This is a genomic window from Dinghuibacter silviterrae, assembly GCF_004366355.1.
GTDB lineage: Bacteria > Bacteroidota > Bacteroidia > Chitinophagales > Chitinophagaceae > Dinghuibacter > Dinghuibacter silviterrae.
Map to the genome: position 1 here is coordinate 1,503,867 of NZ_SODV01000001.1, position 26,863 is coordinate 1,530,729.

The following is a 26,863-nucleotide window of genomic DNA, read 5'->3' on the forward strand; positions in this document are numbered from 1 at the left end:
TTCTGACAATGAAACGCTACTATATCGTTGCTCTGCTCTTTTGTGCCGCCTGCAACAAGATCGACAACTATCCCGCGCCCTCCTGCACCATCGCCGGGAGCACTATCGACGAGGTCACCGGCCAAACCGTACAAACCGAAGCCGGCGGGGGCGGCACCCGGGTAAAGCTCCTGGAGACCAGCTACAGCAGCAACCCGGTCCCCCAATACTTCCAGTCCATGCAAAGCGGCGTCTTTAACGATACCAAGATTTTTGCGGCGACCTATAATGTATCGGTCGAAGGCCCCTTCGTGCCCCTCGTCCAAACCGATGCCAATGGCAACGTGACCTCCGATTCCAGCCAGAACATCGTCCTGAAGAGCATTGACAGCCTTCACTTCCGCGTCCAGCCCTACCTGCGGATCACCTGGGTGGGACAACCGGTCCTCAACCCCGATACCACGGTAACCGTACAGTTCATCGTCACCCGGGGAACCAACAACCCCAACTACCAACAGGACATCACCGACATCAACCTGTATGTCAGCAACACCCAGTACGACGGTAACTACAACTACGATCCCCGCTACTCCAAGCTCAACTCCTATTCCGGTTCCACCGGCACCGCCCTCCTGGGGCAGGTCATCACCCTCACGACCATCGGCGGGGCGCTGCCCGCGCAGGATGTGTACTTCCGGGTGGGGGCGCGCATCAATGCGGGGCTTGATGAGTATAACTATAATGCGCCGGTGTCGGTGACGTATCCGTAATTTTAGTGTACATGAAATATTCCCTTCTTTGTCTTGCTTTGGGCTTTTCATTGACAGGCTTTGCGCAGCAGAAAACCGCGTTCCAGACGAGCAGCCCCTGGATCCCCCAGATCGACGTCCGTTCCGACATGGCCATCGTGTATGGCGTCAGCGACCGGCTACACCTCACGTTTGAACAAAGGGTGCGGTCCTGGCGCGACCGCGGCTACCAGCTCGCGTTTATGACCGGGATCGCCTGGGGCGGGTATTTTGATTATTTTCTTGGTGCCTGGGATGGAAAAAACCACCTGGGCGTAGGACAGGTCCAGCAAAATGGGGATACCATCTGGCACGGCCACAACATGCCATACGTCGTCCCCGTCCAATCGTTTATCGACTATATGAAAACCGCGGTGGTCAAACGCGTGATCGACGCCGGTATCCACACGGTTTTTCTGGAGGAGCCCGAGTTCTGGGCGCGCGCGGGGTATAGCCAGCCGTTTAAGGAGGAGTGGCAAAAGTATTATGGCTTCCCTTGGAGGCCGCAGGACGCTTCCCCCGAAAACACCTACTTGTCCAACAAGCTCAAGTACCATTTGTACTATCATGCGATCAAAGAAGTGTCGGACTATGCAAAGGCCTATGCTTTGTCGAAAGGTGCAACCGTAAAGGTGTACATCGCCACCCACTCTCTTGTTAATTATTCCTCCTGGCAAATCGTCAGCCCCGAAGCCAGCCTCGCCTCGCTGCCCGGTATAGACGGCTACATTGCCCAGGTATGGACGGGAACTTCCCGGGAACCGACCTATTTCGACGGGTTGAGAAAGGAGCGGGTGTTTGAAAACGCCTACCTGGAATACGGGTCGATGGTATCGATGACCGCCCCCACCGGCCGGAAGCTTTTCTTTTTAACCGATCCCATCGAAGACCGGCCGAGAGACTGGGCCGATTACAAAAAGAACTACCAGGCGACCTTTACCGCCGAAATCCTGTATCCCGGCGTTGACAACTACGAAGTCATGCCCTGGCCCGAGCGCATCTACACCCGTCCCTACAAGCTGGCGAATAGCGACTCCGCGGTGCTGATCCCGAAGTACTACTCCACCCAGATGCAGGTTATGATCAATGTGCTGAATGCGATGCCGCGGTCTGTCCGGCGCATTTCCGGCTCTTCCGGCATCGGCGTGTTGATGGGCAATTCGCTGATGTTTCAGCGTTTCCCGACCCACAACGGGTACGACGATCCCCAATTCTCCAATTTTTACGGCCAAACCCTGCCCCTCATCAAACGGGGGATTCCCGTACAAACCGTACATATGGAGAACTTGCAGTATCCCGCCACCCTCAGCCACATCAAGGTCCTTGTGATGAGCTATTCCAACATGAAACCCATGTCCCCTTCCGTACACCGGTATATCGCGGACTGGGTCCGGAAGGGCGGGACGCTGATCTATTGCGGCCGTGACGACGATCCTTATCAGAACGTGATGGAGTGGTGGGATACGAAAGGGAATTCTTTTACTGCTCCCTCCCAGCACCTGTTCAAACTGCTTGGGGTAGAAGGGGCCGGTCGCTTTCCCGTCGGTAAAGGTGTGGTCTATGTGATCCGGCAAGACCCGAAAGAGTTTGTTCTACAGGCTTCCGGCGACACCGCGTATGTCCGGACCGTTCGCCAGGCCTACGGCGCCCTCTCCGTTAAAAACAATTTCTACCTCGAACGCGGGCCGTATGACATCGTTTCGGTCCTCGACGAAAATCCCGATACCGCGGCTTATGTGGTGCACGGACCGGTGATCGACCTGTTCGATCCTATGCTTCCGGTGCTGGCCTCGAAGACCGTTCTGCCCGGGGAACAAGCGTTGCTGTATGACCTTCGCCGTGCGCCGGCGGGGCCGTCCGTGCTGGCTTCGGCGTCGCGGATATATTCCGCGCGGGTCTCCGGCCGCAGTTTTGCTTTTGTCGCTAAAAGTCCGGCCGCAACGATCGATGCCAGCAGGGTGTGGTTACCGTCCCGGCCGGTTTCGGTCTCGGTGACCGACGTGAATGGGGCGCCGGTGCCCGATGTGTCGTCCTCCTGGAATGAGGTGTCGCATACGTTGTTCCTGGGATTTGGGAATAGCCCGGAGGGCGTGCAGGTGCGCCTGCGCTGGTGAGCGGCGTGCCCCGAGCGCAGTGCGGCGCGGCATTGCCCGCCGCTATTGCAGCCGGTTCCCCCCGCTGACAATCAGCTGCGTGGTCCCCGGGTCCACATAAAGCCCCGGCGCTTCGATCCCTCGCTGGGTTGTCCACACATTGTTGTTGATCCATACCCCGTTACCGTGTTCCACTTTGATGGCGCCCCTCATCTTTTCGATGGTGGGCGCCTTTTCTTTGTTGATGACCTGGTTCCCACGGAAGACAAGGTTGGTAAACGCCGCTGCCTCGACCGCCGGCCCCGTCATTTCCTGGAAAATATTGTTGTCGAAAAGGATGCCGCTGAGGAACGGATAATAGGTCGGGCTCCCGTTACAATCCGCGCCGATCGATACTGCCGCCCCGTCGCCCGCGCCGATGCAATTCGACGAGTCGAAGCGGTTGTTGCGGATGATGACGTTCCTCGCACCAAAGCCCTCGCTCCAGCTCGATCCCACGTCCGCAATCAGCAGCATGGCCGAGTGCTGGTTATGGTAAAAACGGTTCCCCTCCACCAGCCAGTCCGCCGTATTGCAAAGGACGCCCCGGGCGCGGTTTTCGTGAAAGTAACAGTTCCGGATGATGACATTGTTCGACCCATACCGGTGGTTGAACAGGATCGCGTCCGACACGATGTGCGCCGGCAGCGGATCGCTAAAGACAAGGGTCACGGTGCTTTTTTTATAGTCCGGCGTCACGGCCGTCAGCTTCCCCGTAAAACCCGTCGGCGAGTAATCCGCATTCCGGATCTCGACCCGGTCCCCCGGCGTAAACGGACACCGCCAGGGTACCAGGTTCACCGCGATCAGCGTATGCGCGTCCACGCGCTGCACCCCCGAATGCACGTTGTCGTGGATATTCACACAGTCGTCCCCCATATACCCAAAGTCGCACCCCTCCAGCCGGATAAACCCCTGCGACTGGTCGATGTGAAACCCATCCGCCGTCGTTGTAATGGGCCTTCTTTGACCCGGGGGAAAAGTAATGTTGCACCGCAAGAGCTCCACGTGGTCCATATCACCCCCACCCACAAACCCTTCGCCCGGAAAAGAAAATATGTTCACGCCCTGCAGCGACAATTGCGTATTGCTCCCCAGGATGATCGCCATCTTGTCATAGTTGTAATGCCGCAGCAGGTACAGTTGCCCCGCCTTTGCCGGCACCGGCCAGTTCGGCCAGACGCGGACCGTCCGGTCGTCCAGCTTGTCGATCTTTTTGGGTCCGAAATCCCCAAACTCCTGCCCCGGTCCCGGAACGCGCAATTTTTCATCCAGTGGATTCATCGACAGCCAGCGTTTCGGATCCAGCGGCGCCGCGCTGTCAAACCGCATCTCGAAAAAAGCGCCCTTACTGTCCACCTTCGTCACCCGCCCCACCGATGCCAGCGGATCGATCGACCAGTCCCAGTCCATATTGAAATGGCTCATCACTACCCGGTGGCAATGGTTGATTACCATCCCATGCCCCCCTTTGATCAGATGGAAAAGAAAAGTAGCCCCACCCCCGTCAAACACAAAATCCTGTAAGGAGTCAAAGTGGATGGTCTGCCCCGACGTGATCCGGTACACGCCCTTGGGCACGATCAGTTTGGAGGCCTTTACTTCGCGGCACTTTTGCAGCGCCGCCTTGAAGGCGGCCAGGTTCCGGTCGGGGCCCGCTGCCGGCGGGGCATTGCCGTCGGCCACGGCGCCAAAGTCGGCGAGGTTCAGGACCGGGCCCGTTGGATTTTTGGGCGGGTCGACTTTGAAGTCTTGGGCGCCCGTGGGCAGCGGCGGCGGTGCCGCGCCCGCGCTGGGCGAAGCCCCCGTTAGGGGCACGGAGACCCACCCATTCCCCTGCTCCACCCGCATATCCCTGATCCGGACGGCCGCCTGCCGGTGGATTCCCATCACGATGTAAAAGTCCGAGGTCTGTAGGGCGGACACCCGGAGCTTTGTCGTACCCACGGTCCCCGGGTCGTCATTCCAGCGGCGCCATTGATCCGCGCCGATGCCCAGCCGGTCGCAGCGCACAAAGACGTAGAAGTAGTTGTCCGGTCCGCTTCGATCCACCACCTCGTAGTCGATCGTGATCGTATATTCCTTGCCCGCCTTCATCAGCCCCGCCGGTATGATCAGGCAGGAATTCCACTCGGCGGTGCTTTTGCGGCTATCGGCGCTCAACACGCGGTCGCCTTTCGGCGTTGTAAAAGGGATCGTGAATGCCGTCTGGCAGTTGGGCGGATCTTTCCGGAGTTGCCAGACGGGATTGTTTTGCGCACGGACATGTACGACCGGCAGCAGCGCCAGGGCGGCGATCAGGTGGGCTTTCATGGCGTCGGGGTTTGCCCTAAATATCAAAAAATATCCCGGATTACCGTCGTTATTTTATTAAAAACGATAGGGTCTCCTATCTTTTTGCCCTGCAACACCTGGGCGAGGGGTGCCTGGGGGGAAAGGAAAATAACCTCCCAGCCTTCCAACGTTTGCCTGCCCAGCCCGGCCCCGATAAAAAAGGCCATTGCCTCCGTTACCACCATCGTCCCGGCGACCGCGTGCAACGCCGCCAGCTCCTTCACCGACTCCGCGAGCTGACGGGCATGCATATCCTTTTGCAGATGCCCCATCGCCCGCCCGGTTTCATATTTGTCTCCCGCGGAGCTTTTTTCCTCACTATTGGCCGACTCCTGGGCCATATCCATGGCCTGCTGGGCCGCGGCCATGCGCTCGCGCAATACACTTTCGGCATGCGCCTTGGCGGCGGTTTTGAAGGCGAGTTTTTCCGTGGGGGTGGACATGAGGCAAAAGTACACCACCCACACGATAAAGAACGCCTGCAACGGTACGCGGAACCACAAATACCCGACGCCCTTCCCGTCGGTGGTCCCGGTCTCGTAATTGATGTGGTGCACCGCGGCGCGGATGTTGGCGGGTAGCATCAGCACAAAAAGCGCGATCAGGACGAGACCCAAAGATAACCGGAGAGAAGGGACGAGCAACCCGAAGCCGAGGAGGACCTCGGCGACGCCGGTGGCGTAGACCATTTCCTTTTTGAAGGGGATAAAACCGGGCACCATCAGGGTCATTCCTTTTGTGAATTTGAAGTGACCCAGCGCGGTGAAGCAGAGCATGACGCACATCGCGATGTTGCCGGCCGTCGTCACACTGCGGAACGTGAGCGACAGCAGGAAGGTGAGTACTAATATGAAGAGTGGCTTCATAAACACTTATTTTTCCTCAAATATCCTGTTGCGTACCGGTGTCCGGAATGATGTATGTTAGTTTCGGGTCTTGCGGATACGGCTGAGGCTTTCGGGCTGGATACCGAGATAGGAGGATAAGTGCTTGACGGAGAGTGCGCTGATGAGACCTGGGTGTTTGTCGAGGAGCTGTTTGTAGCGTTCCTCGGCCGTGAGGGCGAGGATGTCCATTTCGCGTCTCAGGCGCCGCACATATTGGTGTTCGGCCATGAGTCGCCCGATCCGTTCGCCCTGGTGGGAGTGGCGATAAAATTCCTGCAGGGGGTCATAAGCGATGGCGACGGTTTCGGTGTCTTCCAGGCACTCGATAAAGACCGGGCTGGGTTCCCTTGTAATAAACGACAGGTAGGCGGCAACGAAGTCGCCCTTGAAATGAAAATCCACCGTGTATTCTTTTCCATCCTTTAAGAAATAGTTCCGGGTAGCGCCATTGTATAAAAAATAGATGTGGCCCGCGACCTGTCCCTCGCGGATGAGGAAGTCGCCCTTGCGATGGTGCCGGACGTCGAGCAGTGGAACGAACGCCTGCCACTCGTCGTCGGGGAGGGGGAGGATGCGGGCGAAGGCTTCGCGTATGGCGGTGGGGGCGTCCATTTGCCGTTAAAGATACGTACCTTGCGTGCATGTTATCACGCTTTCCACCCGCGCCCGCGGAGGCTACGGATGCGTCTTTTCTTACAGGAAAGAAGGAAACCTTTGCCAAACTAAAGATCGAATCGAAGATGGGGCAGCGCACGGTGCTGATGACGGAGCATACGTTGATTTTTGTGCTGAAGGGGACGAAGCTGCTTCACTTCCCGGAGGAAACGGTCAAGGCGACGCCAGGGTCGGTCGTCTTGCTGCGGAAGGGTATCTATGTCATGGCGGAGTATGTGGAGGACGGCCTGGACTTTGAGGCACTGATGTTGTTCTTGCCCGGGAGGCTGTTGCAGTCGATGGCGGTGCATGGGGAGAAAGGAGCCAGCCACGAGCAATTTCTTGTTTTCCCTTCACCACCAGCCATCAATGGTTTTAAAGAAGGCTTCCGGCGATACTTTGAAGACCGGCCTTCCGAGGTAGAAAGTTTGCTGCCGCTGAAACAGCAGGAAATACTTTTGTTGTTGCTTTCCGGGAGCGAGCGGGACAAGGTGAGGCGGTTTATACGTTCAGCGGTGGGATCGGAACCGTCGGACATCGACTTTATCGTCCGCAGCTATTTGTTCCAGCCGGTCACCATAGCGGATCTTGCCGGGCTGGCGAACTGTAGCCTGGCGAAATTCAAACGGGATTTTCAACAACGCCATCAATGTTCGCCCCACGCCTGGATCACGACCCAGCGGCTGTCGCACGCTTCCATGCTGTTGCAGCATACGAATCAACAAGTGGGAGCGGTGGCGCTGGAATGCGGTTTCGAAAGCACCTCTCACTTTATCCGGTTGTTTAAAAAGGAATACGGGTACACGCCTGCCGCCGGAAGAATCAAAGCGACTATTGTTTGAGCCGTTTAGGCTAACAAGCCCGCGGGTCTGCGCGCGATCTTTGCGCAATGAAAATATTATTGGTAGGGGGGAACGGAACCATCGGGCGGTGCATCACCGCCGCCTTTCAGACACGCGGTCACGACATCATCATTGCCGGCAGGAACAGCGGCTCGATCCAGGTGGACATCGCATCGCCGGAATCCATTGATGCTATGTACCGGCAAGCGGGTGTCCTGGACGCGGTCATTTGTGCGGCAGGGACGGGGTACTATGGGCCGTTTGACGACATGACGCCCGCGCTGATGCTGCCGGGTATACAAGGCAAACTGCTGGGGCAGGTGAACCTCGTGGTCGCGGGCAAACCTTTTGTCCGGCCCGGGGGGTCTTTCACGCTCACCACGGGTATTGCGGCTGAGCTTCCCGCACGCAACGGCACTTGTGTCGCGCTGATCAACGGCGCGCTCAATAGTTTTGTACTCGGGGCCGCCCAGGAAATGACCGATGGCAGAAGGGTCAACGCCGTCAGCCCGGGGTTGGTGGAAGACAGCGCGGAGCGTTATGGGGCTTTTTTTCCGGGATATAACCTGGTGCCGATGGACAAATTGGTGAATGCCTATATCCTGAGTGTGGAGGGGGCGGTTAATGGGAAGATCCTGAAGGTGTATGAATAGCTTGAAGGGTCGCCGCGCTGCGCCGCGTGTCCCCACCTGTTCCCGGATCGACCAGGTTTTTAGCCGCAATACCGCAACGGGTCCAGTCCTGACTCAACAGGCCCTGCCCGAAACCGATAGGCACCCTGTATGCCCAATCCCCCGGAGTCTCCTGGGTAGCCTTGGCGGTGATCGCCATGGTACCGGGGTCGCATAGGGTTTTCCCGATCATGTCCGCCAGCAACCTTACCCGGGTGTCTTCGGGGGCATAGCCCAGCGCTTCCCGGGCCGACCGGAGGATTAAAGTTGCTGAAAAGGAAAATAGGTGGTAGATCAGCGCCCGCTGCTCGCGGACCATCTCCCCGTCGATCGTACCGTCGTCCTTGATCTTGGACATGGCGTCCCGCCATACCAGATCCTGGTATTGGAGCGCCTTGGGGTACCGATCGATGAGGGCCATCAAGGCCGCTGCTGCTCCGGACCAGACATAGAGGTTCCCCCGGTTGGTAGCGCGTTGGTAGTAATCCATGTTTTGGTCATTGAGGGTATGCAGCCAGCGGAGCACACCGCCAGGCAGCGTGTATCCCTGTGCTTTGAATTTGAGGGCCAGCATATTTATACCGATCAGGTTTTCTCCCACGGCGACTGTGCCCTGAAGGTTGTAGTGCTGTGGTTGCTGTGTCAGCGCACCGGCGTCGGCCCATGACTGGAAGGCCGACCAGGCGCAGGTTATGGCAGCAGTATCACTTTGCCCGTCCAGCGCTTTTTCTATGGACGTCAGGAAATGCCCCAGGTCCGCCATTTCCTCCCTGTTTTTCCTTTCGGCAGCGGTGTCGGGGATGGACGAGCGCGCGTCCGAATAAATGGGCGCCTGGGAAAGGTACATCATGGGTGTAAAGACCGGGCAGGCCTGGGGTGCTTGCAGCAATTCCACCGTCAGCTTCCGCTCGATGGCCATGGGGAGCGTCGCCTGGCAGTGTTGGTACGCACTGTCGCAGTTTACGTGTAGCGAAAGCGTCAGGGCGTTGTACATATCGCCGCCGAGCAGCTTGCCGTCCGTTTTCCGGATGACCGATTGTATGACGAAATATTCCCGCCCGTATTGAAGGTGGAACTTGCCCCCACCGGCCGGCATGACCATCTGGAAATTATTTGGGGTATCCTTGACCACGGGCGTATTCATGTCGCTGGTGAAGTAGGTCAAACCAGGTTTTGCCGGGGGCATGAAGGTGGCCAGCACGGAATTTTTGTCCTTGTCGCTGCCGGACAAATACAGGGTCGTCTGTATGCAGTCCTCCCCTTTCAGGATGTTCACCCCGTTGCCAAAACGGCCGATGACCGGGGACGGCATGGCAAAACTGTCGCCGACCCTGGAAAGGTGGTTCACACCTGCCTGGGGTGATATGGCCACAAAAAAAGTATTAAAATCCGTGATCGGTTCCGTCATATCGGGTACCGTCAAAGGGGGTAGGGGGATGCTGCCACCGGGTGCCAGGGAGATGCGGTAAGGCTGTACCCGGTCCACCGCGTGGGTGACGGTGTCCTTTTGCGTGGTGCTGACGGATGACTCCCACCGGACCTCGTCGTAGGGCGTGCCAAGGCTGTCATACACAACGGTCAGCAAACAGATGGAAACGGTGGTCGACGTCCAATTTTTGTTTTGCCAGCTGGTACAGGTCAGCTTATAACGGTAGGCGTCCCCTTTTTTGTATGTCCGGGCGATCCTGTCTTGTGCGGCCACCGGGCAGACGGCGGCCAAAAATAGGATGAGCGATAAGCATTTGCGCATAAATCAAGGTACAAACGATCTTTCGCATTCCCAACGGGAATATTATTAGGAATCACGTGTTTTCACGCTTGTGCGGCTCCGGCCGGCGATTAGTTTAGCGCCATGAAAGCCCATAACCACCTCACGATTGCTGGCGTCGTCCTGCTACTGTATGCCTGTAGCAACCCGCCATCGGCCCCTTCCGCGGCCTATTCTTATGTCCACCTGCCGGCGGACGCCTTGCCCACCTGTACCGTTCCTTTGGATTCCTTTAAAACCTGGTTCAGGGACGGCAAAGTCGCAAAAAACGGCTTCGTCACCCCGGCGGGCAGCGACACCTTTGGTCACCTCGACAACTGCGAGTTCTACCAATGGTCGGAGCGGATGTTCCTTTGGATCACCTCGCCGGATTCCGGAACCAGCGGTACGGTGATGCAATCGCCGGTGTTTTATACCGTGTCACCACCCGATAGCACCGGGGCCAGGCATCTGATCAAGCACGAGCCCGGTCAGCTTCTCCGTGCGACCAGCAACCTCCAAAAAGATGGTCCCGACAGGCTGCCTTTGTTTAGAGCCAAAAATGGCCGGCTGTACGAGGTGGTCGTTCACAAACCCGGTGAAAAGGTCATGGTGAAAAATCAACTGGGCAAAGCCGTGGAACTCGGTTCCGTGGAGAAAGGGGCAAACGGCATCGTTTTGTTTAGGGACAAGACGGGTAAGCCGGTCGAACAACCCAAGCCCCTCCTCGGCCTCAGGAACCCCGCGGAAGTGCTCCAGGAATTCCAAACGGCCAACGGCCCTGTTTTTGTAGACGCCAACGGCCGCCAGGTAGATTCGGAAGCAGGACAGGCCACCGGCGATGTGTTGATGTCGCAAAATGGGTCGCTGGTCTATTACATCACCATGGTCAATAATATGTACGCGTATTTCCTGACTGCCGTCAACAAGAAATATCATTACATGGCGGGCAACCAGTTCCCCACGACCATACCCGAGATGGACAGCATCATTGCTTTTGCCCGTATAAACGGATATCCCATAACGGCCGACACGAACGCACTCGCCATGGAAATAAAAACCTCCTGGGTCATCGCCGACAGTCTTACCGATACGAGCCGGTATGTCATCATCGATGCCATCGTCCCCACCTACGATAAGGTGTCCAGCACCCTCTGGGTACCAAAGAGCGAAAAGAAGGTCAGGCTGGCGTTGACGGGCATACACGTGGTGGGCAGTGTGGCCGGCCACCCCGAAATGATCTGGGCGACCTTTGAGCACGAAAGCAATACCCCCAACGCCGCTTATCAATACATCGACAAAAATAGTCAGGTACAGACGGTCCCCGCGGATACCGGTACCGGCTGGCTGTTTAACGGGAATGCTTCCGCACCGGCGTCGACGTTCAACATCTCTCACATGATCGCGAACGGTGATACCATAATAGCAAACGCCGGTCAAACCATCAGCCCCAGCAATACCCTGCAGGAATATCCATGGGGCACTGCCATGCATACCGTACCCAACCAGCAAGACACCAGCGCCTCCGCGTCCAATACGGAAATCATTTCCATCAACAATTCGATCCGCGATATGATTCCCGTCGGTGACGTCCGGAAAAATTACCTGCTCATCGGCGCCACCTGGACCTTCGGCGGAACGCCCCCCAACGGCGCCATCTATCCCGCCGATTCCACTTCCGGGGGCGCCATCGGGACCAGCCTGATTGCAAACAGCACCATGGAGACCTATTTCCAGTCGGATACCACGACCTGTTTTACCTGTCACCAATCGCTGGATCCCAGCAGGTTGAGCCACGTGTTTAGGAAATTGCAGCCGTTGCCTGTGCCGGCACCGGGGAAGAATACGGGGATGAGGCATTATTGAGCGCTTGATTCTACATCATTGTACAGCCGGGGGAGACCCCGGCTTTTTTATTTCAAATAGTGAAATGTTTCTAAAATAGAAATTATTTGTATTTTTGCAATGTGGTGATTATTGCGAAATCGACGATTGAAAGATTTGCCCGGAAACATCCTATTGTCGCTGAGCCCCTTAACACTTGGTATTTGATTACAAAAAGTGAGGAATGGGCCAGCATTTCGGATATGAAAAAGACGTTCAATCACGCCGAATACGATAAGCTAAATAGGCGCACTGGTGCGGCCAATGTCACCTACAACAAATTATAGAAGATGGAAATAAAGAGTAACAAAGCGTACAAAGAAGCTGTCCACAAGGTATATAGTCTCATGAATAAAGGGGATGTACATATTTCTGAAGCTGAAGCTGCGGAAATAGAATTATTGTCGAAGGCTATTGAATACTATGAAGATCATGTGTTGAAAATAATGCCCTTGCCCGTAACAGTGGCAACCATCGTGCAGGATAAGATTGAGGAGCTGAATATCACGCAGGTACAGCTGGCGGCCATGTTTGGTATTGCCACGTCAAAGCTTTCACAAATACTCAGTGGGAAAAGGAAGCCTGACGTTTCCTTTTTGAAAGCGGTGCATGAAAAATTGGGGATTGACGGGAATTTTATTTTGGAAAAAGCATGAGCGGACTATGGTCTATGACCTTCCTATTCTTTAAACGGATAGCCCTCCGTTTTGCGAAAATCCGTCTCAGGTGGACTTACGTTCGGCTTATCCGGCATATTGTCGTAATAACGGGCGCCGTCCGCCGTGATCTCCATCGACGCCGAATTGCTGTTGACCAGTTGCATGTGCGCCCCGCTTTCCGCCAGGATGTTGCGCATATTGACGATCATGTTCTGCTCTTTTAGCTTGGCGCTGCGGACCAGGGTGATCTTTTTTGTCGGAGAATCCTCCTCGAATTCGGCCCAGTTGATCTCCTTGCGCAGGTGTTGGCCAAGGGTCTCCAGCATGAGGGTAAGCTGACGCCTGATCTCGGCTTCGTCGTCCTCGATTCCCCCGTTGACGTGCGCCACCAGGTACCCCTTGTCGGTTTCCGTATGGTATTCGATCATGACCTCCACACAGTTGATGAGCCCGCTGGTGCCTACAAACTGGTAATGACCGTCGTTGATGACGATGATCGCCTTATCGATCGGCGCAAAAAGCGTCTTGACATCCGGATAGTCTCTGGTTCTTTTTTCCAGCGTGACTTCTTTTGCGTGTGGCAGGCTGGCCTCTATCCGGCGCTCCTGCGGCGTCTTTTCAAGGGCGACGTCTGCTTCGACAAAGTTATTTTCCGCGTCGTACACTTTGCCGTCGTTTGCCATTTTGCTCACACCGCCCATATTGTAGCCGGCGATTTTGCCTAAGGCCAATATCTCGTCGAATATCTTAGCGTTAGTTTTGTCGAACAGCTCCGCCCTATTGTACTGAGTGCCTTTATACAGAATCTTCCGTTGTACGACATTACCAGGTGCGACGGCTTTTCCCTTCCGTCCTTCGACCTCGGCCGCCGGAGAACGGTCAGCATTTTTTGAAGCGTATTCGCGCATGGTACTGTTAATATAACCATTTTGGGGGACTGTGGAAAGCGTTAAAATACCTGCCGCCGGTCAGAAGATTCAACCGGGGGTACCAAGACGCTACTTTTGTTTAGAAAAATAAGATATTTTGATGCGACCCTTCATAACCCGTATTGCATGAAATTGATCTTTGGCCTGGCCCTCCTGGCCGCCCCTGTAGTAGCCTTTGGACAAGGCATTCCGGACAGCGTCGCGGCGTCGATCGAAAGCCGCATCCACGACCGCGACTACCCCTCGATTTTTATTGCCTGGACTTCGGCGGATGCCCTGTACAAGGATAACCCGGTCCCTTTGTCAACGCTGGAGCCGCCGTTTGCCACCGTGGCCCGCCACGACCTGTTTTTCAACGTATGGCAAAGAATGGGACTCCGGCTGGCCGCCGGCCAAAAATACGCGGTGCTCACGCCCGAGTTTACCCCCGAAAGTATCGCCACCGCCTTGCGAAACCGCGCCGCCCTCCTCGCTATGAATCCCCACGTCATCATCCTGGTCAGCGTGAATTATTTTTCCGCGCAGGCAAGCTACCTGCCACCCGATTCCCCCTGGTGGCTGCACAACGCCCGGGGCGCTCAATTTGAACAGAACAACACCGAATACAAATCGTCCATGATCGATTTTACCAACCCGGAATTCCAGGATAGGATCGCCCAGCTTTGCGGCGCCCTCGTCCGGACCGGTGTGTACGACGGCATCATGCTCGACTGGTGGCACGACACAGACCGGACCCCTGCCCGGATGGACCTGATCCGGAAGATCCGGGCCGCCATCGGTGAAAAGGCCATCATCATCGGGAACGTCAACGGCAAACTGCCCTCGCTGACAGCGCCTTATCTGAACGGGATGTATATGGAAGGGTTAAACTCAAATTTTTTCCCCGACTGGCGGACTGCCGCGGAGAACCTCCTTTGGGGAGAAAGCCACCTGCGCAAGCCGGCGATCACTGCGCTGGAAGAATGGTGGAGTACGACGGGGCGGAATGATGTGGCATTGATGCGCAATGTTACGACCTTGTCCCTTGTGTTTTCCAATGGGTATTGTCTTTTTTCGGATCCTAATTCCCTGCCGACGCCGGATCACCTCCATTACTGGTATCCGTTTTGGGATCGGTCGTTGGGGAAGCCGGTGGGGCCGTTGGGCAACGTCCGTCGTCCGGATCTGCATGGGGCGTATACGCGGAATTATGAGAAGGGGGAGGTTGTTTTTAATCCTGCTGATAATAGGGCGGTGGTGGTTCGGTTCTCCGAAGAGCGGAAGAGTGTGGCGACGCAAACGGTGGGGAAGGAGTTTACGGTGGCGGCGGGGGATGGGGATATATTTCTCGTGTTGACGCCTTAGCGTAGGTTTATATTTAGCGCTAAGTACCATTTTTAATAGGGTTACCGCCAGTTATAATCCTTCGATGTGACACTTTTGGCGGGCCAAAGTCGATGTAATTAATTATTAATCAATTATTTGTTGATAGCAGACCTGTGGACTTCGGATGTCCGCAATAAACGTTACCAAATTGGTAACATTTTTCCTAATTTTGCATATGAGGGTTATTGCCGTAAAAACGTTAAGGGAGCAATGGATTGCATACCCCCAGGCAGAACAGTCCTTATTAGCTTGGTATGAGGAAGCGGAGAACGCTCAATGGAACAACCCCCAGGAGTTGAAACTACAATATCGAAATGCTTCAATCCTGACGGACAAGCGAGTGGTCTTCAATATTCATGGTAATACTTTTAGGTTAATAGTAGATATAGAATACCGCTTAAAAATTGTTTTTGTCGTTTGGTTTGGCACCCACAAGCAGTATGACAAAATAGACGCTAATAAGGTAAGTTATGTTAAAGCCGATAAAAAATGATGTTCAATACGAGGATGCTCTCGCCAGGGTATATGAACTGATGCAAACTGAGCTTAAGCCCGAGTCTAAGGAATCTGATGAACTGGAAGTGCTTTCTATTCTGGTTAAAGAGTATGAAATAGACCACTATCCTGTTCCGAAGCCGTCTCCGTTGGACGCCATCAAATTCAGGTTGGAACAGATGGGCATGTCAGAAGCTGAACTGTCAAATATTCTCGGTTATCGATCGCGTAAGTCCGAGATTTTTTCCGGAAGGCGTAAGCTTAGTCTTGCTATGATTCGGAAGTTGAACGAGGTCCTTCACATTCCCGCTGACATACTTATACAGGCATACTAACAAATGTATAATGACTTTGAACAGTTTAGGCTTCGTATAAGTTGGTTTTTAAAACAGACCGATAAGGTGGATGTAGTGGAGGGAGAAACCCAAACAAATGATGAATTTTCCGCAGCTTTCCCCGTATTAAATAGACTGATACTGTCCGCCCGTGTGCTGAATGTGACAATTAATGATAAGCCATTTAAATTAATATCTTGGACATCAAAAGATGGCTCTTCTTGTGGCTGGCTTTGCAAATTTGAGCCTTGGAACATATCAAACATTACATTGTTGCCCGAACATCATTTATTGCTTGAAAATACCGGTGGAATAATAGAAAGCTTTAATCAGCCTCAAGGGGCTTTTACCAATAATCAAAATTTCCTGTTCCTTAAATCCGGGTGCAAAAGAGGGCATGGTTACTGGACAGATTACTATCTTGATATGTGTGAAGATTTGAAGAGTATTCCAATGCCTGTGGATAATATGGTATCCTTTGTAAGTGAAGCTAATGGGGCTGAAACCCTCTACGACCTTGACACGAAGCAGGTCTATCTGTTCTCACATGACCATAGCTTTGACTACGTCACTTTTGTTCCCAACCAACCGAGGTATACATTCCACTATATCAATGGGGTTGAAAATTTTACAGACTATGTGGAGGCACTCGCAAGGCAATGGGTGGACCATGTAATTAGTCGATAATCTTTGACATCCGTGCAAGCTCGGCCGTTGCCGCTCCGGCATATAAAAAGCCCTCGCATGCGCAAGGGCTTTAAGCAATGAGCTATTTGCTCTGTCGGGATGGCAAGATTCGAACTTGCGACCTCCTGGTCCCAAACCAGGCGCGATGACCGGACTACGCTACATCCCGAAGGGCGCACAAAAGCGCGCCGGAAGGGTGCAAATATAGCGAATGTACCGCAGAAAAAGCGGGAATTCTTTCTGTGAAAGCGGGATCTATGGAATCGCCCCAGAATTGGATACGAAAGCAATCCGCTTGCTGTCGGGCGCCCAAGACGGCGTATTGATCGTCCCCTGCCCCCCATAAACATAAGCAATCACGCGGGGCTTGCCCCCAGAAGCCGGCATCACCCGCAGGTACACATGCCGGTAAAAAGGATGGTCATCAGGCCTCGTCTCAGAAGGCCAAAAGGAGATAAAAACAACCCACTTCCCGTCAGGAGACACATGGGGAAACCAGTTATTGCAGGTGTCAGCCGTAAGTTGCTCGGGCTGACTCCCGTCAGGCCGCATGCGCCAGATCTGCATGGAGCCGGAACGAACGGAGTTGAAGTAGATATACTGCCCGTCGGGACTGTATTCGGGCCCATCGTCGAGACCGGGGGTAGTGGTGAGCCGGACTTCCGCCCCCCCGGTGGCGGGGATACGGTAGATGTCGAAGTCGCCGTTGCGCTGCCCGGTGAAGACTATATAGCGGCCGTCGGGAGACCACCCGTGACCGTAGGAAGGCCCGGTGGGGGTGAGCTGGACGGGGTCTCCGCCGGTAGAGGGGACTTTATATACGACAGAGGCGCCGCCCGCACCGGCACTGGAGAGGACAAGCATCTTGCCGTCGAAGGACAGGACGTGGTCGTTGTTGTTGGAGTGGACGGAGCCGGTGTTCAAAACCGAAGCAGTACGCGAAGAAAGATCGAGCCGATAAATAAAGCCGGAAGAATTATATAACAGCGCCCGCCCGTCAAGCGTCCAGTTGGGCGCCTGGAGGGAAACAGGCGCCGAATAGACGACGGAGCGCCGGCCCGAACCGAGGTCGAGCACCTCGATATGGCTGCCGAGATAATCCTTATACGGCACCCACCCGGCGGGCGCGGGTTTGATGAGGCGGACGTTGTCGAAAAGGACGCGTTCGGTGACGTCTTTGTTGTGGGAGCAGACAAAAAGACCGACGTAGACTTCGTCGCCGAGGGGGAGGTCGGTGACGTCGTTGATGACGAAGGGGCCGCCGTCCCGGGCGACGGACATGATATAGCGATTGCCCTGCCGTTCGAGTTGGATGACGTCGGCGGCGGTGAGGGTGGAGCGGTTTTCCTCGACGTTGGCGCCGGTCTGTTTGCGGTATTGGAGGGAGGTGAGGCCGTCGGCGTGGACGGCGGCGGTGACCATGGCGGAGCCGGTGTCGAGACCGGTGCGGACCATCCAGCCGAATTTGCGGTGGGCGGTCGCGCCTTTGCTGACGAAGCGTCCGCGGGCCTGGAGGATGAAGTCACCTTTGAGCCGGGTATATACGTACTGAAACTCGTCGCGGGTGAACCAGATGTTGGACCCGGAGCCGCTGACGAGGTAGGTTTGGGCGGAGGAATCGTAGACGGCGCTTCCGGGGTGTAGTACGGGGCCCACGTCTCCATTAGACGGGAATAAACCGATAGACTGGGCGCAGACAGCGCCGTACAAAAGCGACAGCAGGACGACAAGCAATGTTTTCATAAACCTGAATTTAGCAAAACGCACAGCCAAATAAAAACGCTAACCAAAAAATGAGCAAAGTACAATATTGACGAGGTATCTTACATTCGGGTTATGAAGCATACCGTAGCATTTCTCCTTGTGGCGTTGTTCATAACAACAGCGCATGCCCAGTTAAGGGTCGGCGTCGCCGGCCTCAACCACGACCATGTGTACGGGTTGATGGAACAGTACAAAAAGGGAAAGGTCATCATCGTGGGGATTGCGGAGCCGGATACCGCCCTGGCCGGCAAATGGAAACGGCGGTATGGATTGGCGGATAACTTGTTCTACCCCAGTGTGGCAACGATGCTGGCGAACGTCAAACCGGATGCGGTATTGGCCTACAACCCGATAGAAGAACACCTGTCGGTGGTGGAAGCGTGTGCACCGCAGGGGGTGTCGGTCATGGTGGAAAAACCGTTGGCGGTCAGCGTGGCCCAGGCGGACAAAATAGAGTCGCTCGTCAAACAATATCATATTCATGTGTTGGTGAATTATGAAACGACGTGGTACCCGACGAACCAGCAGGTGTATACCCTGGCCAAAAACGGGGAAGTCGGGCAGGTGCGAAAGATGGTGGCGCATGACGGGCACCAGGGGCCGAAAGAAATTGGTTGCAGCCAGGATTTTCTGAAGTGGCTGACGGACCCTGTCAAGAACGGGGGCGGAGCGGTCGTGGACTTTGGCTGCTATGGGGCGAACCTGATGACGTGGATGATGGGGAATCAAAAACCGCTGGCGGTCACGGCGGTGCTCAAACACTATAAACCGGACGTATACCCGAAGGTGGACGACGACGCGACGATCATGGTGGAATGGCCGGGGGCCGTGGGGCTGATCGAAGGGTCTTGGAACTGGCCGTTTAGCATCAAGGATTGGGAGGTGTTTGGGGACAAGGGGTATCTGCACGCGATGAACAACCACGAACTTCAGGAGCGGAAAGGGGATGGGGGCTATAAAGACCAGGACGTACCGGCGTATACGGTCGACAACCTGACCTATCTTGCGGACGTCCTGAGCGGAAAGATCAACCCGGATAACGACCTCTCCGGGTTGCCGAACAACCTCATCGTCGTCCGGATCCTGGAGGCGGCGAAGCGCTCGGCGAAGGAGGGCAAACGAATCGAACTATGACCAAAGCCAGGCTGGAATCATTTTCTGACGGGGTGTTCGCGATTTCCGTGACGCTCCTGGTGTTGAATATTCATATACCGGGTACGGAAGCGAAAACCAACGCGGATCTGGTAAAAGCGATCCGGAATTCCTGGCCCAACGAACTGACCTACATTTTTTCGTTTCTTGTCGTAGGCGTCTTCTGGGTCGCCCACCAGCGCATTTTCGCCTACCTCCGGTATGTCAATCATTTTATCCTGTGGGCGAACATCTTCTACCTGATGTCGATCGCCATCATGCCGTTCCCGGCGGCCGTCCTGGCGATGCATCCGTTGTTCCCCTCGGCGATCGTCCTGTATTGCGGGGTACTTTTCCTGTGCGCGTCGGAGCACTATATTTTCCTACTATACATACACCGCCATGCATGGCTGCGGGAACCCTCCTATAACCCGGGGGAAAACCGCTGGACCCTTGCCGTTGCCGGGGTAGGGCCGCTTTGTTACCTCCTGGCGGCGATTTGCAGCGGGTTTTGTCCGTTGGCGAGCTTTTGCTTTATCGTGGTCGCGCTTTTCTTTTACATCGTCGTGGTTTACTTCCTGACGAAGAGAAGGCCTACTGAAAAGTGACCGTTGCCAGGTAGCACATCCTTGGATCGACCCCCGGCTTGGTCGCGCTGGAGAACGTGACCTCATCCGGTTGTAATGGGAGCACGATGGTGCCCTTGTCGGTGACGACCTCCAGCGGAATCGTAAACGTTGGACGCATGTTTTCCAGATGGATCCCATAACGTCCGCCGCCGAGGGCCCGAACGCGGATATCGAGCTTATTGGTGGTCCGCAGGTACAGATCAAACAACGGTTTCAGGTCGGCCCCTACCCGGCTGCTGAAATAGGCTTCTACATCGTCGGAATCGACGAGCGTGTCGGCCGACGCAAGACTCTTCAGGATAGGGAAAAATGTACTGTCGCCCAACACCCACCTTAGCGTGTGCATAAAGAACGCCCCCTTGGGATAGATGTCGCCCTGGTAGGCGGCTTCTTCGTCTATGTCTTTGCCCAGGACGATGGGCGCCTGGTTGGAGATACCGGCGGCCATCCGGCGGAAAAATTGATCATAAGCTTTTTCGCCTTCCTTATCCAGGACGTAGAGCCCGTCTCCGTATGTGTTGATCCCTTCGTGGATCCAGTAGTCCGCCCAGTCTTTGGCGGTGACCCTGTTCCCCCACCATTCGTGGCCGAATTCGTGGTGCATGAGGTCGTCATAGTCTTCCCCGCCGACCTTGGTGTAGCGGAAATGGTTCCCGTAGGCATTCATCGTTTGGTGTTCCATACCCAGGTGGGGTGTTTCGACAATGCCTATTTTTTCCTTCACCCATGGATACTCTCCAAAATATTTTTCCTGTTCGTGGACGATGCGCTCCAGGACCTCCAGGTGGTGCGGGGCCTTGGCGGCGTGTTCTTCCAGGACGTAGAAAACCATGGGGACGTGGTGACCGGCCACCGTTGTATAGTCTTTTTGAACAACGCGGTATTGGCCGACGTTGAAGACGATGCTGTAGTTGTTGATGGTATAGTTTGTCTTCCAGTGATAAGTGCCGCCTTTCGAAGATTGCAGCAACCCGGGGCCGGCGACCACGAGGCTGTCCGGCACCGTTATATACATATCGACCCCTTCATCGGGTTCGTCGCTGGGATGATCTTTGCAAGGAAAATAGAGTTTTCCTCCCGTACCCTCCGCGGTGATGGCCACCCAGGGATTGCCCGAGGAGTCCTTTGTCCAGGTAAAACCATCGTCCCAGGGCGGGTGTACGGCCACGTGAGGCTTCCCGCCATAGACGACGCGGACCGTATGACGGCCGGGGCGCACCAGGGCAGCGGGCGTGATGCGGATCAAATTGGCTGCGTAAACAAAGGGGGCGGGAAAGCCGTCCACCGCAACCGAACGCACCTGAAAGGAGTCCAGCAAGTCGAGCAGAAGAACCGGCGTGGTTTGCGACAGGATCATGTCCACGTCGGTATACCCGTCGATGCTCCGCCCGGCGATGTCGACCTTGAGGGCAATCGTGTAGTGCCGTATGTCCATGATGGCCTGCTCCGGTTTGAGCTTGCCCCCGGACGTCAGGTGCTGCTGGGCGTGGACGCCGGTCACTGCGAACAGCAGGAACCAAAAACGCCTTATAACGGCCTTACCCATATATTTCTATAGCTGATGGGTTCGCTCTTATCCCCGTGGGCCTGGAGCTTGATGGGGCTGGGGCCGTGTGCGTGGGTGTACGCTGGTTTCCCGATATACAGCGTGGGGCCGAGGAGGGCGAAATTATTTTGAACCAATACCCCGTTATGGAGTACGGTGACCCGTGCGGGCGATTGCAGGCTGCCGTCTGCGTTAAAAAGGGGCGCGGTCCAGATCACGTCGTAGCTCTGCCACTCGCCGGGTTTTTTGCACGCATTGACAAGGGGAGGGGATTGTTTGTAAATGCTGCCGGCCTGACCGTTGACATACGTCTTGTTGTTGTAGTTGTCGAGGACCTGGAGCTCGTAGCCGGAATCCCCTGAGCCGGTGGACGCGAGGAAAACGCCGCTGTTTCCGCGGGCCTGCCCGGAGCCGGTGATGTCCGCCGGGATTCGGTATTCGATGTGCAATTGATAGTTGGAAAAGGATTGCTTCGTCCGGATGTTACCGGCGGTCTTGCTGACGGTCATGATGCCGTCGTGGACGTTCCACCCCGCGGCCTGGGTCGTATCGTTTGCGGATTCCCACTGATCGAGGTTCGAACCGTCGAAAAGGACGACGGCGTCGGAGGGCGGCATGCTATTGGTTGCCCCGGGCGTCACCACGGCGGGAACGGGGGTATAGTACTCGGTGTCTTCGGGTTTGGCTTGCGCAAACAACTGGGTGGCGGGCAAAGCCATCGCCAGGACCAGGCAAAAGGATTTATTCATATGGAACGCTTTCCGCGCAATTTATTTAAGGGAATCCACCCGGTCAAAAAATTCATTCTGCAACCGCAGCGTCGTGGTATCCGTCTTGATGATCTTGAGCGCCTTCACCAGGTTCGACACTTCGAAATCCACCACCAGCCTGCCCAGCTCCGGCGTGGCTTTGTCTCCCTCCCCGGCATAGTGGTTGGGAAAACCGGCGTACCACCAGATGGCGGTGTAGGCGGCAGGGGGCACCATTAACCGGTCCTGTTTACGCCCGGATTCCCGGGTGGCCCGGTCGACGTGCACCAGGTCGGGGCGCAGGTACATCAACACCGACGTCTCCCGCTCCCCTGCGTGGAGGTCCCCGGCATTATCGGACTTATGCAGTTTGTTGTAGGCGGCCCGGTAAGCAGAATCCTGTTGGGGTTGGAAAAAATAAACCGCATAGTTCCGCCGCCGCTCCAGCTGTGTCTGGACAAAATATTGAAGCAGGGCGACGTTACCGCCGTGCCCGTTGATGATGACGATTTTGTCGAAGCCGTTCCGGGCGATCTCGCTGCACGTGGAGTCCAGCAATTCGAGGACCAGGTGGCTGGGGAGGGCAAAGGTGCCGTATTGGTGCCGGGCCTCGTTGATCTGGCCGTAAAAATAATCCGGGAAAACCACCGCGTATTCCTGCCTGACCGCCCTTGCCGCCCATTCCCGGGCATGGATCAGGTCGGAACCAATGGGTACGTGGGGCCCGTGTTTTTCCAGGATCCCGATAGGCAGGATACAGGTCCGGGACGACTTTGCCAGCGCCAAAGGCCAGTCGCTGGCGGTGAGTTCGTCCCAGCGTGCAGGGAGGGTCTGGGCCGTGGCCAGCAAGGTCCAGGTGCTCAGCAGCAGACAGAGGAACAGCCTCATTTGAAATAGGATTGCGGTATTATCTTCCACATGTCGTGGGACAGGTGCCCGATCAGTAGTTCATAGACCAGGTAGATCGGCCAGAATATCCAATGGATGATGAGCAATATGATGTTGTGGTTGTAATACCAGCTGACCATCAGGGCGTAGATACCCAGTAAAGCGTAAATGATGCTTTTATCCCGGTTTCCCATAGCGGAGGGTTGTTTACGCTATAAGATACAAACTTCAGGCCGGACCTTCGAGAGGAATATAGGTGTTCCTCATAGATTGCCTGTCACCAAAAGGGGCTAAAAACAAAGTTGGCGGGTTTTAACTAGCGGAACAAGCGTATAACTACCTGAAATGCCTTCTCAGGACGGGCGCCGTGATACAGGCCGCCGCCGCCCACCAGGGGCCCCAACATGGTGCCGGCCGAAAAACAGGTTGTCCAGCACCCCAGCGCAAAAGTGCGTTGCTGCTCATCGTAAAACATATTCCGGATCAGCGACACCACCGTGGGTAACAAGGTCGCCCCCGCTACCCCCAGCAAACCCCTGGACAGGATCAGCAGGGGCGCGTTCGGGGAAAAGGCCGCCATGACAGACGCCCCGGTGAAGGCCGAAGCGCCCATAAGGAGCAATTTCCGCTGCCCGATCCGGTCCCCGATCGTCCCCATGATGATCAGCAGACCCGCCTGCATAAAGCCATAGATGTCCGAGATCCACAACAACTGCGTGCTGTTCGGCTCCAGGCTGGCGCTGATGGCCGGGATGGCCAGGAACAACACCGTCGTGTCCATGGAAATGAGCAGGGTGGGCAGCGCCAGGATCGCCAGGCCTACCCATTCCCGGCGGCCGGCCAGGGCGGGGGTAGTCGTCATGGGTACAAACTTATGCGATAAAAGCACTACATTGACAGTGTCGATGGAATACCGGGAATACAAACCGCATCCCCTGCTGGATGCCTACATTGTTTGCTATTGGTCGGCCCTGGCAGACAGCCCCCCATTCCGGGAAAGGGAAAGCCTCATCCCGGACGGCACCACGGAATTCATGTTCAACTTCGGTGATCCCTATCACCAGCTACAAGGCGACGTACCGGCCACGGTAAAGGGGGCCCACATCATCGGTATCCGCAAACGGTCCCTGATCATTTCCCAGACGACGCGGCAGGACTTTTTTTGCATCCGCTTCCGGGCCGGCGGGCCCTTTGCTTTGTTTGGCGTCCCCGCCCATTTGTTCGCCCATGGGTTTTACGATATGCGGGATGTGGTGGGGACCTGGGTAGGGGAATTGGAGGAAAAGCTATTCGAGGCGGTGGACAACGACGACCGCGTCCGGATCACGGACCGGTACCTGCTGGAACGGCTGGGGACAGGCATGGAAGAGCACACGTTTGTCCGCCGGTGTGTGTCCGGTCTTTTGAAAGGCGGTGGTGTCGCCCGGGTCCTTTCCGACGCGGGTGTCACGTATAAAACGCTGGAGCGGCGGTTTCACCGGGTGCTGGGGCTTTCCCCCACCGAGCTGGTCCGGATCCACCGGTTCAACAACGCCGTACACGCGATGTATTCGGGGCGTCACGCCTCCCTGACGAGCGTGGGGCATGCCTGCGGATACTACGACCAGGCCCACTTTATCCGGGACTTCAGGTACCTGACCGGGTATGCGCCCCTGGCCTTTCTGAAGGAACAATTTACCATCGTACAGGTGATCCAGCCGGCCCTGGCGGAGCGGTTGTCCAAACTGTACAATTTTTGACTGCGCCGTTATCGGAACTTCACGTCAAAATACACGCGTATGCACACCGTCAAGGTCATTCCCTATTTCATGTTCGAGGGCGATTGCGAAGAGGCGCTTCATTTCTACCAGACCGCCCTGGGCGGCGAAGTGGTGGTCCAAAGCCGTTACGACAACCCGAATATGAACGCGCCCGAAAATTATAAGAACAAGGTCCTGCACGCCCGCCTGTTGATAGACGGGGTGATCGTCCTGTACGGCAGCGACGCCTTTCCGGGGAAACCCGTGCACAAGACCAGCGGCGACATTTCCATATCCGTGGTCTTTACGGGTGACCTGGAAAAAGCCAAAAAGGCCTATGACCTCCTGGCCACGGGCGGCAAAGCCGGCATGGCCTTCGCCAAACAATTCTGGGGCGACTGGCATGGCGGGCTCACCGACCGGTATGGCATGCACTGGAACGTCAATTTCGAGGAACCGCGCTGAGGCGGCGCGCTACTTGAGCGCGCTTTCGTAAAACGCCTTTTCATCCTTCAGCAGCTTGGCGTCCGTGTCCTTGGACACGTAGACCATGTGCCCCGCCTCGTAATAGGTCAGGATGATGTTCTTCCGTACATCCGGGCGAAGCCCCATGTGGCTGACCATATACTCCGCGTTGTAGACCGGGGTCGCCAGGTCGTAGTATCCGCAGACCACGTCCACGTGCAGGTGCGGGTTCTGCGTCATGGCGGCCCTCAGTGTCTCGGAGACGTCCAGGTATTCGTTCTCGGCGGGTTTGTAGTCCCACGGACGCACGTTGGCCGTGGACTCGTAAGGCAGGTCGCTTTTAAAACCAAGGTCCTTACGGACGTAATTGTTAAAGGTGGCGACAAAAAGGCCGGTGAGGTTGTTGTCGCTCGCGTCATAAGTCGAGCGCTCACCCGCGTCGTCCATGTCTTCCCCGGTAAACCGGCTGTCGTAGCGGCCCACCGTCTTGCCTTCGTCCCGCAATACTTCCTTGAAAAAGCGGAACGCATTGACGCGCTCCCGCGTCTGCCGGATATAGGTGGCCGACAAACCCGTATAGTAGTGAAGGGAATCCACCATCCGGTCGGTCTCGCCCGCGGAGGCGTTATCCCCTTCCATCAGGAAAGACGCATACGGCCCTCCTGCAAAAGCCTCCGCCTTTTGTGTCAGCTCCTCCGGGCTCAGGCTCTCCAGCTCCGGCGAGAGCTTGTGGTGATACCGGGCGGTGGCGGCATAAGTAGGGAGGAAAAATATATAGGGCATCTCGTTCCCATGGCTAAAGTCGATGAGCTGGAAGTTCAGGACCGACGAAATAAGGGTGATGCCGTTCATATTCATGCCATACCGGCTCATGAGGTACCCTGATAACCCCGCTGCGCGGGTCGTGCCATAACTCTCGCCCGCGATGAATTTGGGGCTGCCCCAACGCTGGTTCTGGGTCACATACAACCGGATAAAGTCCCCGACCGACGCCAGGTCTTCGCTGTAGCCGTGGAAGTCGCCGGCCTGAACCCCTTTAGCCGGGCGGCTGTAACCCGTGGACACGGGGTCTATGAATACCAGGTCGGTAAAACCCAGCCAGGTATACGGATTGTCCTCGTACTCATAAGGTGGAGCGGGCGCGTCCCCCTTGTCGTTGGCGAATTTGACGCGCACGGGACTAAACGATCCCATGTGCAGCCAGATCGAGGCCGAACCCGGTCCCCCGTTGAAGACAAAGGTGACCGGCCGTTTGGCCCTGGGGGCTCCTTCCGCCGTGTAGGCAACATAAAAGATTTTGGCCAGGGGTTTCTCCCCGGTTTCGTCATGCATCAGCATATACCCGGTGGTCGCCGTATAGTCGATGGTTTTGCCCTCCACGGTGATCTGGTGATGGGTCACCACCGGCCGGGCCACGGCAGTATCCCGCCGGTCCGTCCCGGTCGTGTCATGAACGGGTTGGTCACCCCTTTGAGCAAAAGCGGGGTTCAGCGCAGCGCAAAGCAAGGAGGTCAGGGCTCCTGTCAGAAAGGTTCTCGTTCTCATGTGTCTTTTGTAAAAGTCC

The 26,863-nt window shown here is 55.9% G+C and carries 25 protein-coding genes, 1 tRNA gene and 1 pseudogene; 14 read left to right on the forward strand and 13 right to left on the reverse strand.

Going from position 1 to position 26,863, the window contains the following annotated elements; genetic code table 11:
• The first annotated feature begins 8 nt into the window (after nucleotides 1-8).
• Both EDB95_RS06665 and EDB95_RS06670 read left to right on the forward strand, forming a co-directional pair.
• The gene (locus EDB95_RS06665) at nucleotides 9-749 is read left to right on the forward strand and encodes a DUF3823 domain-containing protein (RefSeq protein ID WP_133991820.1); all 741 of its coding nucleotides are present in this window, start codon (nucleotides 9-11) and stop codon (nucleotides 747-749) included.
• Nucleotides 750-760: 11 nt separating this feature from the next.
• Entirely contained in the window at nucleotides 761-2,881 is a 2,121-nt protein-coding gene (locus tag EDB95_RS06670) for a hypothetical protein (RefSeq protein ID WP_133991823.1), read from the forward strand.
• Between the two features lie 42 nt (nucleotides 2,882-2,923).
• Here the strand turns inward: EDB95_RS06670 and EDB95_RS06675 are convergent, their stop codons facing one another.
• From EDB95_RS06675 to EDB95_RS06690, 3 genes are read right to left on the reverse strand one after another with little or no spacing between them, the layout of a single operon-like run.
• A complete protein-coding gene (locus tag EDB95_RS06675) occupies nucleotides 2,924-5,212 on the reverse strand; it encodes a right-handed parallel beta-helix repeat-containing protein (RefSeq protein WP_133991826.1) in 2,289 nt (762 codons plus the stop codon).
• A gap of 23 nt (nucleotides 5,213-5,235) precedes the next feature.
• The gene (locus tag EDB95_RS27700; protein WP_246073550.1) at nucleotides 5,236-6,099 is read right to left on the reverse strand and encodes a DoxX family protein; all 864 of its coding nucleotides are present in this window, start codon (nucleotides 6,097-6,099) and stop codon (nucleotides 5,236-5,238) included.
• Between the two features lie 57 nt (nucleotides 6,100-6,156).
• Complete coding sequence (locus EDB95_RS06690) at nucleotides 6,157-6,732, reverse strand: Crp/Fnr family transcriptional regulator (protein WP_133991829.1); 576 nt, start codon at nucleotides 6,730-6,732, stop codon at nucleotides 6,157-6,159.
• 29 nt (nucleotides 6,733-6,761) lie between these two features.
• Between EDB95_RS06690 and EDB95_RS06695 the strand changes: the two genes are divergently transcribed.
• Both EDB95_RS06695 and EDB95_RS06700 read left to right on the forward strand, forming a co-directional pair.
• Nucleotides 6,762-7,616 carry a helix-turn-helix transcriptional regulator gene (locus EDB95_RS06695; RefSeq protein ID WP_133991832.1) on the forward strand — a complete coding sequence of 285 codons (855 nt, stop codon included), beginning with the start codon at nucleotides 6,762-6,764 and terminating at the stop codon, nucleotides 7,614-7,616.
• A 47-nt stretch (nucleotides 7,617-7,663) separates the two neighbouring features.
• Nucleotides 7,664-8,269, forward strand: a complete 606-nt coding sequence (locus EDB95_RS06700; protein WP_133991835.1) for a short chain dehydrogenase — start codon at nucleotides 7,664-7,666, stop codon at nucleotides 8,267-8,269.
• Here EDB95_RS06700 and EDB95_RS06705 read toward each other — a convergent pair.
• A complete protein-coding gene (locus EDB95_RS06705; RefSeq protein ID WP_133991838.1) occupies nucleotides 8,238-10,037 on the reverse strand; it encodes an alginate lyase family protein in 1,800 nt (599 codons plus the stop codon). The genes EDB95_RS06700 and EDB95_RS06705 overlap by 32 nt on opposite strands.
• A 102-nt stretch (nucleotides 10,038-10,139) precedes the next feature.
• Between EDB95_RS06705 and EDB95_RS06710 the strand changes: the two genes are divergently transcribed.
• Both EDB95_RS06710 and EDB95_RS06720 read left to right on the forward strand, forming a co-directional pair.
• Entirely contained in the window at nucleotides 10,140-11,900 is a 1,761-nt protein-coding gene (locus EDB95_RS06710; RefSeq protein WP_133991841.1) for a hypothetical protein, read from the forward strand.
• Between the two features lie 308 nt (nucleotides 11,901-12,208).
• The gene (locus EDB95_RS06720) at nucleotides 12,209-12,574 is read left to right on the forward strand and encodes a helix-turn-helix domain-containing protein (protein ID WP_133991847.1); all 366 of its coding nucleotides are present in this window, start codon (nucleotides 12,209-12,211) and stop codon (nucleotides 12,572-12,574) included.
• Nucleotides 12,575-12,597: 23 nt separating this feature from the next.
• Here EDB95_RS06720 and EDB95_RS06725 read toward each other — a convergent pair whose 3' ends face one another.
• Entirely contained in the window at nucleotides 12,598-13,485 is an 888-nt protein-coding gene (locus tag EDB95_RS06725; protein ID WP_133991850.1) for a hypothetical protein, read from the reverse strand.
• 147 nt (nucleotides 13,486-13,632) lie between these two features.
• Here EDB95_RS06725 and EDB95_RS06730 point away from each other — a divergent pair, with 147 nt between their 5' ends.
• The 4 genes from EDB95_RS06730 (at nucleotide 13,633) to EDB95_RS06745 (ending at nucleotide 16,388) form a co-directional block, all read left to right on the forward strand.
• Entirely contained in the window at nucleotides 13,633-14,850 is a 1,218-nt protein-coding gene (locus EDB95_RS06730) for a putative glycoside hydrolase (protein WP_133991853.1), read from the forward strand.
• Between the two features lie 196 nt (nucleotides 14,851-15,046).
• A complete protein-coding gene (locus tag EDB95_RS06735; RefSeq protein ID WP_133991856.1) occupies nucleotides 15,047-15,364 on the forward strand; it encodes a type II toxin-antitoxin system HigB family toxin in 318 nt (105 codons plus the stop codon).
• Nucleotides 15,342-15,701 carry a helix-turn-helix domain-containing protein gene (locus EDB95_RS06740; protein ID WP_133991858.1) on the forward strand — a complete coding sequence of 120 codons (360 nt, stop codon included), beginning with the start codon at nucleotides 15,342-15,344 and terminating at the stop codon, nucleotides 15,699-15,701. Before EDB95_RS06735 ends, EDB95_RS06740 begins: the two co-directional genes overlap by 23 nt.
• A 3-nt stretch (nucleotides 15,702-15,704) precedes the next feature.
• A complete protein-coding gene (locus tag EDB95_RS06745) occupies nucleotides 15,705-16,388 on the forward strand; it encodes a hypothetical protein (RefSeq protein ID WP_133991860.1) in 684 nt (227 codons plus the stop codon).
• A 94-nt stretch (nucleotides 16,389-16,482) separates the two neighbouring features.
• On the opposite strand, the gene EDB95_RS06750 is transcribed toward EDB95_RS06745, so the two are convergent.
• Both EDB95_RS06750 and EDB95_RS06755 read right to left on the reverse strand, forming a co-directional pair.
• Nucleotides 16,483-16,557, reverse strand: a tRNA-Pro gene (locus EDB95_RS06750).
• A gap of 86 nt (nucleotides 16,558-16,643) precedes the next feature.
• Nucleotides 16,644-18,131: a TolB family protein gene (locus EDB95_RS06755; protein WP_133991863.1), complete on the reverse strand. Its 1,488-nt coding sequence runs from the start codon at nucleotides 18,129-18,131 to the stop codon at nucleotides 16,644-16,646.
• A 93-nt stretch (nucleotides 18,132-18,224) separates the two neighbouring features.
• Between EDB95_RS06755 and EDB95_RS06760 the strand changes: the two genes are divergently transcribed.
• Both EDB95_RS06760 and EDB95_RS06765 read left to right on the forward strand, forming a co-directional pair.
• A complete protein-coding gene (locus tag EDB95_RS06760; RefSeq protein ID WP_133991866.1) occupies nucleotides 18,225-19,286 on the forward strand; it encodes a Gfo/Idh/MocA family protein in 1,062 nt (353 codons plus the stop codon).
• The gene (locus tag EDB95_RS06765) at nucleotides 19,283-19,891 is read left to right on the forward strand and encodes a TMEM175 family protein (protein ID WP_133991869.1); all 609 of its coding nucleotides are present in this window, start codon (nucleotides 19,283-19,285) and stop codon (nucleotides 19,889-19,891) included. Before EDB95_RS06760 ends, EDB95_RS06765 begins: the two co-directional genes overlap by 4 nt.
• Here EDB95_RS06765 and EDB95_RS06770 read toward each other — a convergent pair.
• The 5 genes and pseudogenes from EDB95_RS06770 to EDB95_RS06790 form a co-directional block, all read right to left on the reverse strand.
• Nucleotides 19,878-21,458 (reverse strand): M1 family metallopeptidase, encoded by a 1,581-nt coding sequence (locus EDB95_RS06770; RefSeq protein WP_133991872.1) that lies wholly within the window; start codon nucleotides 21,456-21,458, stop codon nucleotides 19,878-19,880. The two genes, EDB95_RS06765 and EDB95_RS06770, sit on opposite strands and share 14 nt — an antisense overlap.
• Nucleotides 21,440-22,207: a 3-keto-disaccharide hydrolase gene (locus EDB95_RS06775; protein WP_133991875.1), complete on the reverse strand. Its 768-nt coding sequence runs from the start codon at nucleotides 22,205-22,207 to the stop codon at nucleotides 21,440-21,442. Before EDB95_RS06775 ends, EDB95_RS06770 begins: the two co-directional genes overlap by 19 nt.
• A 21-nt stretch (nucleotides 22,208-22,228) precedes the next feature.
• Nucleotides 22,229-23,095: a creatininase family protein gene (locus tag EDB95_RS06780; protein WP_133991878.1), complete on the reverse strand. Its 867-nt coding sequence runs from the start codon at nucleotides 23,093-23,095 to the stop codon at nucleotides 22,229-22,231.
• Nucleotides 23,092-23,289, reverse strand: coding sequence for a hypothetical protein (locus tag EDB95_RS06785; protein ID WP_133991881.1), 198 nt, complete (start codon nucleotides 23,287-23,289; stop codon nucleotides 23,092-23,094). Before EDB95_RS06785 ends, EDB95_RS06780 begins: the two co-directional genes overlap by 4 nt.
• A 188-nt stretch (nucleotides 23,290-23,477) precedes the next feature.
• A pseudogene (locus EDB95_RS06790) lies at nucleotides 23,478-23,957 on the reverse strand (MFS transporter); the annotation flags it as partial.
• A gap of 43 nt (nucleotides 23,958-24,000) precedes the next feature.
• Between EDB95_RS06790 and EDB95_RS06795 the strand changes: the two are divergent.
• Both EDB95_RS06795 and EDB95_RS06800 read left to right on the forward strand, forming a co-directional pair.
• Nucleotides 24,001-24,834: a helix-turn-helix domain-containing protein gene (locus EDB95_RS06795; RefSeq protein WP_162852498.1), complete on the forward strand. Its 834-nt coding sequence runs from the start codon at nucleotides 24,001-24,003 to the stop codon at nucleotides 24,832-24,834.
• Nucleotides 24,835-24,873: 39 nt separating this feature from the next.
• A complete protein-coding gene (locus EDB95_RS06800; protein ID WP_133991890.1) occupies nucleotides 24,874-25,299 on the forward strand; it encodes a VOC family protein in 426 nt (141 codons plus the stop codon).
• 9 nt (nucleotides 25,300-25,308) lie between these two features.
• Here EDB95_RS06800 and EDB95_RS06805 read toward each other — a convergent pair whose 3' ends face one another.
• On the reverse strand, nucleotides 25,309-26,844 hold the full coding sequence (locus EDB95_RS06805) for a S10 family peptidase (protein WP_133991893.1): 1,536 nt from the start codon (nucleotides 26,842-26,844) through the stop codon (nucleotides 25,309-25,311).
• Nucleotides 26,845-26,863 lie beyond the last annotated feature (19 nt).

Excerpts from the sequence above, each read along its gene's own strand:
- EDB95_RS06665 (WP_133991820.1), top strand. The coding sequence starts at position 9 with ATGAAACGCTACTATATCGTTGCTCTGCTCTTTTGTGCCGCCTGCAAC.
- EDB95_RS06670 (WP_133991823.1), top strand. The coding sequence starts at position 761 with ATGAAATATTCCCTTCTTTGTCTTGCTTTGGGCTTTTCATTGACAGGC.
- EDB95_RS06675 (WP_133991826.1), bottom strand. The coding sequence starts at position 5,212 with ATGAAAGCCCACCTGATCGCCGCCCTGGCGCTGCTGCCGGTCGTACAT.
- EDB95_RS27700 (WP_246073550.1), bottom strand. The coding sequence starts at position 6,099 with ATGAAGCCACTCTTCATATTAGTACTCACCTTCCTGCTGTCGCTCACG.
- EDB95_RS06690 (WP_133991829.1), bottom strand. The coding sequence starts at position 6,732 with ATGGACGCCCCCACCGCCATACGCGAAGCCTTCGCCCGCATCCTCCCC.
- EDB95_RS06695 (WP_133991832.1), top strand. The coding sequence starts at position 6,762 with ATGTTATCACGCTTTCCACCCGCGCCCGCGGAGGCTACGGATGCGTCT.
- EDB95_RS06700 (WP_133991835.1), top strand. The coding sequence starts at position 7,664 with ATGAAAATATTATTGGTAGGGGGGAACGGAACCATCGGGCGGTGCATC.
- EDB95_RS06705 (WP_133991838.1), bottom strand. The coding sequence starts at position 10,037 with ATGCGCAAATGCTTATCGCTCATCCTATTTTTGGCCGCCGTCTGCCCG.
- EDB95_RS06710 (WP_133991841.1), top strand. The coding sequence starts at position 10,140 with ATGAAAGCCCATAACCACCTCACGATTGCTGGCGTCGTCCTGCTACTG.
- EDB95_RS06720 (WP_133991847.1), top strand. The coding sequence starts at position 12,209 with ATGGAAATAAAGAGTAACAAAGCGTACAAAGAAGCTGTCCACAAGGTA.
- EDB95_RS06725 (WP_133991850.1), bottom strand. The coding sequence starts at position 13,485 with ATGCGCGAATACGCTTCAAAAAATGCTGACCGTTCTCCGGCGGCCGAG.
- EDB95_RS06730 (WP_133991853.1), top strand. The coding sequence starts at position 13,633 with ATGAAATTGATCTTTGGCCTGGCCCTCCTGGCCGCCCCTGTAGTAGCC.
- EDB95_RS06735 (WP_133991856.1), top strand. The coding sequence starts at position 15,047 with ATGAGGGTTATTGCCGTAAAAACGTTAAGGGAGCAATGGATTGCATAC.
- EDB95_RS06740 (WP_133991858.1), top strand. The coding sequence starts at position 15,342 with ATGTTAAAGCCGATAAAAAATGATGTTCAATACGAGGATGCTCTCGCC.
- EDB95_RS06745 (WP_133991860.1), top strand. The coding sequence starts at position 15,705 with ATGTATAATGACTTTGAACAGTTTAGGCTTCGTATAAGTTGGTTTTTA.
- EDB95_RS06755 (WP_133991863.1), bottom strand. The coding sequence starts at position 18,131 with ATGAAAACATTGCTTGTCGTCCTGCTGTCGCTTTTGTACGGCGCTGTC.
- EDB95_RS06760 (WP_133991866.1), top strand. The coding sequence starts at position 18,225 with ATGAAGCATACCGTAGCATTTCTCCTTGTGGCGTTGTTCATAACAACA.
- EDB95_RS06765 (WP_133991869.1), top strand. The coding sequence starts at position 19,283 with ATGACCAAAGCCAGGCTGGAATCATTTTCTGACGGGGTGTTCGCGATT.
- EDB95_RS06770 (WP_133991872.1), bottom strand. The coding sequence starts at position 21,458 with ATGGGTAAGGCCGTTATAAGGCGTTTTTGGTTCCTGCTGTTCGCAGTG.
- EDB95_RS06775 (WP_133991875.1), bottom strand. The coding sequence starts at position 22,207 with ATGAATAAATCCTTTTGCCTGGTCCTGGCGATGGCTTTGCCCGCCACC.
- EDB95_RS06780 (WP_133991878.1), bottom strand. The coding sequence starts at position 23,095 with ATGAGGCTGTTCCTCTGTCTGCTGCTGAGCACCTGGACCTTGCTGGCC.
- EDB95_RS06785 (WP_133991881.1), bottom strand. The coding sequence starts at position 23,289 with ATGGGAAACCGGGATAAAAGCATCATTTACGCTTTACTGGGTATCTAC.
- EDB95_RS06795 (WP_162852498.1), top strand. The coding sequence starts at position 24,001 with ATGGAATACCGGGAATACAAACCGCATCCCCTGCTGGATGCCTACATT.
- EDB95_RS06800 (WP_133991890.1), top strand. The coding sequence starts at position 24,874 with ATGCACACCGTCAAGGTCATTCCCTATTTCATGTTCGAGGGCGATTGC.
- EDB95_RS06805 (WP_133991893.1), bottom strand. The coding sequence starts at position 26,844 with ATGAGAACGAGAACCTTTCTGACAGGAGCCCTGACCTCCTTGCTTTGC.